At 72.8% G+C, this 4750-nt stretch carries 2 protein-coding genes; both read right to left on the reverse strand.

Features of this window, described 5'->3' with window-relative positions; translation table 11 throughout:
• Nucleotides 1-124: 124 nt before the first annotated feature.
• Nucleotides 125-1636: a carboxylesterase family protein gene (locus tag WCJ52_RS11615; protein ID WP_336903471.1), complete on the reverse strand. Its 1512-nt coding sequence runs from the start codon at nt 1634-1636 to the stop codon at nt 125-127.
• A gap of 64 nt (nt 1637-1700) precedes the next feature.
• Nucleotides 1701-4750 (reverse strand): error-prone DNA polymerase (locus WCJ52_RS11620; RefSeq protein ID WP_336903472.1); only part of this gene is annotated, 3050 nt, incomplete at its 5' end.

Here is a 4750-nt window from a genome sequence, read left to right on the forward strand (position 1 = left end):
AATTCCTCCCCCCAGGGGGAGGTGGACCGCGTAGCGGGACGGAGGGGGTCAACGGAGGCGCCGCAGACCCCTCTCGCCGCTTGGCCGGTTCCTGCGCCTTAGGGGCTCAAGATGTCGGCGCAGCTCAGGGCAGGGCCAGACCCGAGAGGGTCCTTGTCTCCTGGAAGTCGAGGCGGCCAGACTGGAAGCCGGTCCTCAGGCCGGTGTCGCGGCCGAACTCCAGCAGGGTGTCCTGCGCCTTTGAATAGGCGGGCCAGGCCTGGCCTGTGGGACAGTCCGGGCGGCCGGTCTTGGCAAAGGTGGCCCAGCAGCCGTTCATCAGGGTGGCCATGGCCTTGTCCTCTTCCGACACCGCCGACATGGGGGTCCGGCGACCCCAGTACTGGAAGACGTACTGGATCTCCGCGGCGTGGGCGGCCCGGTCGGTGAAGGGCTGGAACCGGGTTCCCACATAGGAGAAGTGGTAGAGCCAGGCCGGGGCGCCCGAGGCGGCCTGGCGGGCGATCCAGCGGGCCGGCGCGCCCATGGCCCGGTCGGTGAAGACGGCCCTGGCCAGGGCCTCGTCACCCCGGGCGGCCGGGCTGGTATAGACCTCCCGCGCCCCCTCCGGCACGGCGCGGATCATCTCTGGCCGCCAGGGGCCCATCAGGGAGTCCTCGCCGGAGTTCCAGCCGATGATCAGCGGCACGTCGGCGGCCCGCCCGGCGGCGAAGGCCTGGCTGGGGGTCTCCTTCAGCAGGCGGCCGTCCGGGAAGGGACCAAAGCTTCCGCCAACCCCCTTGATGAGGCTCTCGGCCGGCAGGGCCCGCAGGTCGGCGGCGGAGGCCTTGGCATGGCCCATGGCCGCCAGGGCCTCTTCGCTGGCTTGGGCCTTTGCGGCCAGGGTCGTTGGCGGGAACCAGCCGCCCCCCGACTGGACGATGGCGCGGGCGTAGAGGCCCTTGGCCGAGGGCGTCGCCAGCAGGGCCAGGGTGCTCATGCCTCCGGCGCTCTCGCCGAACACCGTGACCTGTCGGGGGTCGCCCCCGAAGGCTTCGATGTTGCGCTTCACCCACTGCAGGGCGGCGATCTGGTCCATCAGGCCGTAGTTGGCCAGGGACTCGTCCTTCCGGGCGGCGGCGGTCAGGGCGGGGTGGGCAAAATAGCCCAGCGGGCCCAGGCGATAGTTGATCGTCACCACCACGATCCCCTGCCGGGCAAAGGCCGAGCCGTCGTAGATCCAGCCCGCCCCCTCCCGGTGGCTACCGCCGTGGATCCAGACCATGACCGGCGCCTTTCGGGCCTTCGCCGGGGCGAAGACGTTCAGCTGCAGGCAGTCCTCGCTCATGGGGCCGTTGGCGCCCCCGCCATTGGGTGTCCCGTCGGTATTCATCTTCTGCACGCAGGAGGGTCCGGTCTTCGTGGCGTCCCGCTCGCCCGTCCAGCCGGCAGCCCGGGCTGGCGGCGCCCAGCGGCGGTCGCCCGTCGGCGCAGCGGCATAGGGGATGTTGCGCCAGACGCCGACGCCGTCCTTTGCCTCGCCGGCCAGGGCGCCCGTCTCCACCCGGACCCGGGCGGGCTCGGCGAGAGCCGGGGTGGCGAGGAGGGCGAGGGCAAGGGCGGCGAGGCGGGCGAGGGCCTGGGGCGTTGGGGTCATGGCGTATCTCCCTGTCGCCCCGACTTCGCCGCAGGGCCGGGCGGACGTCAAGGCCCTGAGGCCCTCAGTGGAAGTCTCGGCTCGCCAACAGCCGTCCGCCGCCGGCCTTGGGTGCCTCGCCGGATTCATCTGTCCGCAGGCCCGCCGCCAGGACGGACAGGTCGGTGATCCGCTCGGCCACCAGGTGGAGGATGTCCCCGGCGACCTGCACCCGCCCCTCCACCAGGGCCAGGCCCGAGCGCATGACCGCCGGCCTGTGGGCCTCGAAGACATCCTTCCAGACGACGATGTTGGCCGTCCCGGTCTCGTCCTCCAGGGTCATGAAGACCACCCCCTTCGCCGTACCCGGCCTCTGGCGCACCAGGACCAGGCCGGCCACGGCGGTGCGGCGCCCGTCCCGCATCCGCTTCAGATCCGCCGCCGGGCGCGCGCCCCGCGCCGCCAGGTCCTCGCGCAGGAAGGCGCAGGGGTGGGCCTTCAGGGACAGGCGCAGGGTGCGGTAGTCCTCGGCGGTCTCCCGGGCGGCGCTCATGAGCGGCAGGTCGACCCTGGGCTCGGGCAGATCGGCCCCCGCGGCCAGGGGCGCGTCCCGGTCCGCCCGGTCGGCGCCGGCCAGTCCCTTCACTGCCCACAGGGCCTGGCGGCGGCTTATCCCCAGGCCGGCGAAGGCGTCGGCCTCGGCCAGGAGCTCCATCCCCCGTCCGCTCACCACCCGGGCGAAGTCGGGGAGGGCGCGGGCCCCCCGGGCCCGGGCCAGGACCAGGCGCTCAACGTCCTCCTGGGCCAGGCCCCGCACCTGTCGCAGGCCCAGCCGCAGGGCCCGCAACCGCTGGCCGGGCACCGGTTCCAGGGTGCAGTCCCAGTCGCTGGCCAGGACGTCGGCGGGGCGCACCTCCACCCCGTGCTCCCGGGCGTCCCGCACCAGCTGGGCGGGCAGGTAGAAGCCCATGGGCTGGGAGTTGATCAGGGCCGCGCAGAAGGCGTCGGGCCAGCGCCATTTCACCCAGGCCGAGGCGTAGACCAGAAGGGCGAAGCTGATGGCGTGGCTCTCGGGGAAGCCATAGGAGCCGAACCCCTCGATCTGGCGGAAGCAGCGCTCGGCGAAATCCGGGTCATAGCCCCGCCCGGTCATGCCCTCCAGGAAGCGGCGGCGGTGTTCGCTGATGCTCCCCAGGTTGCGGAATGTGGCCATGGCCCGGCGCAGGCCGTCGGCGTCATTCTCGCTGAACCGGGCCGCCTCGATGGCCAGGCGCATGGCCTGCTCCTGGAAGAGGGGCACGCCCAGGGTCTTGCCCAGCACCCGGTGCAGCTCGTCCGGCGGGCCGTGCTCCGGCGACGGGGCGGGGAAGTCCACCGGGTCGGTCCCGTCGCGCCGGCGCAGGTAGGGATGGACCATGTCGCCCTGGATGGGGCCGGGCCGGACGATGGCGACCTCGATCACCAGGTCGTAGAAGCGCCGGGGCTTGAGGCGCGGCAGCATGGACATCTGGGCCCGGCTCTCCACCTGGAAGACGCCCACGGAGTCCGCCCGGCATAGCATGTCGTAGACCTGGGGAACCTCCTGCGGGACCTGGGCGATGTCGGTCAGCCGGGTCCCGTCCGCCCGGGGCGGGATCATCTCGAAGCTCTTGCGCAGGGCGGTCAGCATGCCCAGGGCCAGGATGTCCACCTTCATCAGGCCCAGGGCGTCGATGTCGTCCTTGTCCCACTCGATGAAGGTGCGGTCCGGCATGGCGGCGTTGCCGATGGGGACCAGCTCGTCCAGCCGGCCCCGGGTCAGGACATAGCCGCCCACGTGCTGGGACAGGTGGCGGGGAAAGCCCAGAAGCTCGCCGGCCAGGGCCGTGGCCCGGCGGATCTCCGGGGCGTCCGGGTCCAGGCCCGCCTGGCGGATGTAGGGGTCCGGGCTCATGCCGCTCCAGGGCCCCCAGACCGTCCCGGCCAGGGCCGCGGTGACGTCCTCGGTCAGGCCCAGGGCCTTGCCCACCTGGCGGATGGCCATCCGCGGGCGGAAGTGGATCACCGTGGCGGCGATGGCGGCCCGGTCCCGACCATAGCGGCGGAAAAGGTACTGCATGACCTCCTCCCGGCGCTCGTGCTCAAAGTCGACATCGATGTCTGGCGGCTCGCCCCGGGCCTCGGAGATGAAGCGCGAGAACAGCAGGTCCTGGTCCTTCTTCGTCGGGTCGACGGCGGTGATGCCCAGGCAGAAGCAGACCACGGAGTTGGCGGCCGACCCGCGCCCCTGGCAGAGGATGCCCTGGGCGCGCGCCCAGCGGACGATGTCGTGGACGGTCAGGAAGTAGTTGGGAAAGCCCAGCTTCTCGATGAGGTCGAGCTCGTGCTCCAGGGTCCGCCGCTCGCGCTCGCCCAGCCCGCCCTCGAAGCGCCAGCCCGCCCCCTCCCAGGTCAGGTCACGCAGGTGCTGGATGGGGGTCTTGCCCGCCGGGACAGGCTCGTCGGGGTATTCATAGCGCAGCTCCGACAGGTCGAAGCCGACGCGGCCGGCGATCTCCAGGCTGCGCTCAACGGCGGCGGGGAAGCGGGCGAACAGGCGAGCCATCTCGGCCGGGGGCTTAAGCCGCCGCTCGGCGTTGGCCTCCAGCCTCAGCCCCGCCTCGTGGATCGTGCAGCCCTCGCGGATACAGGTCAGGACGTCCTGCAGGGCCCGCCGGCGGGCGTCGTGGTAGAGCACCTCGCCCACCGCCACCAGGGGTGCCCCGGCCGCCGCCCCCAGGGCCTCCAGCCGGGCCAGGTCCTGCAGGTCGCGGGGGCCGTAGCGGCGCACACCTCCCAGCCAGATCCATCCCCGCCGGGCCCGGGCCAGGGCCTCCAGATGTCCGGGGAAGTCACCCCTCCCGGCCTCTCCCGGCGCGGGGGGCAGGACGATGGCCAGCTGGCCCTCCGCGTGGTCCAGGAAGTCGCCGAGGGACAGGTCGCACCCGCCCTTGGGCGCCCGCCGCTTGCCCAGGGTCAGAAGGCGGGTCAGCCGGCTCCAGGCCGCCCGGTCGGAGGGATAGCAGATGAGGTCCGGCGTCCCGTCGGCGAAGACCAGGCGGGCGCCCGCCAGCACCTTCAGGGACCCGCCCGCCTGGTCTTCGCCGACGGGACGCC

It is taken from the genome of Phenylobacterium sp. (assembly GCF_037138395.1).
GTDB lineage: Bacteria > Pseudomonadota > Alphaproteobacteria > Caulobacterales > Caulobacteraceae > Phenylobacterium.

What these genes read in the sequence shown, in the direction of transcription:
- WCJ52_RS11615 (WP_336903471.1), bottom strand. Translation starts at nt 1,636, where the DNA reads ATGACCCCAACGCCCCAGGCCCTCGCCCGCCTCGCCGCCCTTGCCCTC.